A 1,369-nucleotide genomic window follows, 5' to 3' on the forward strand; every position below is an offset into this window, starting at 1 on the left:
TTACAGTTACTTTGGAAAGAGATGGAAACTGGCTGTGCTGGCTGCGCAGCCAGTTTTTGCGTGGTGGCAGCTGGCTTATGCGTTGACCGTAATATGCGATGATGTTAGAATGGGCACTACGATGGGTTCACGCAATGGCGTTGGTTAATAGCGATTGCTGGGCAAATCTTTAATGATTTTGGAAGGAAGCGCATAGCTTTGGAATTCTCGATTGGCCACCTGGCGATAATGACCGTGACCATCTGTCTGGTTTTGGGTGGCGGTTTGTATGCAGCCAGGTCGGTGCATTCATCTGAGGGCTTCAGCCTGGGAAGCCGATCAGCAGGTGTCCCCATGATAGCGGGGAGTATTGCCGGTACCTGTGTGGGAGGCGGCGCTACTATCGGCACAGCGCAACTGGCCGGTTCTGTAGGCCTGTCAGCTGTATGGTTTACTATAGGCGTGGGATTATCCCTGCTGGTTATGGGACTTATCTATGCCCGTCCTCTGCGATATACGGGGCTGGAGACAATATCCCAGTATATAGTTGGCAATTATGGGAAAGGGGCAGGCAGGATCACCAGTTGCGCCACTTCCTTTGGCATACTGTTCAGCGCAGTATCCAGCATTCTTCCCGGGATCGGCTTGCTGGCTGCCTTGACTGGACTTTCACCCTTGGTATCGGCGGGAATACTGTTGCTGTTAGTGATCCTGTACGCTTTCTTCGGAGGAATGAAGACGGCTTCTATAGGTGGAATCCTGAAGATGCTGGTACTCTTTGTGACGCTGTTTGCGTTGGGATTTGCGGCCTGGCAGGGGCTTGCTGCCTCACCAGAACTACTGAGAGAAAAACCAGAGGGCTTTCTCAGCATTTGGGGCATCAGCGCAGGTTCTATCCTGACCAATGTGGCTTCGGTATTGGTGGGCATGATCTGCACGCAGACATATATTCAGGCAGTTTTCTCAGCAGCCACACCCAGAACTGCAGCAGTAGGACTTATTCTGGCAGCAATGGTTGCTATACCCATAGGTTTGCCCTGTGCGATGATGGGCATATACATGCAGTCTGTACATCCTGAACTTCCAGCCATGCTGGCACTGCCAGCATATTTGCTTCACTACGCCTCGCCATTGATGGGCGGCATGGCTCTGGGGGGCATTGTTCTGGGGGTTATAGGGTCCATTGCAGGCCTTAGCCTGGGAGTGGGCACTATGGTGGCCAGGGATATGCTGGAACCTCTGTTGAAGGTGCGGACGGAAGCTGGAAAACTCATGCTTATGAGGATGTCTATGGTGGGAGCCATTGTTGTGGCTATGGCCATTGCACTGGCAAATCAGGGGTCACAGATTCTGTTCTGGAATAATGTCTTTGTGATGGTCTGTGATGTAG

1 protein-coding gene is annotated in these 1,369 nt (G+C 52.2%); it reads left to right on the plus strand.

What is annotated here, in order from left to right:
- Positions 1-198: 198 nt before the first annotated feature.
- A partial coding sequence (locus BLW59_RS17030) for a sodium:solute symporter family protein (RefSeq protein WP_074699059.1) occupies positions 199-1,369 on the plus strand: 1,171 nt, incomplete at its 3' end.

It is taken from the genome of Selenomonas sp. KH1T6 (assembly GCF_900108415.1).
GTDB classification, from domain to species: domain Bacteria; phylum Bacillota; class Negativicutes; order Selenomonadales; family Selenomonadaceae; genus Selenomonas_B; species Selenomonas_B ruminantium_A.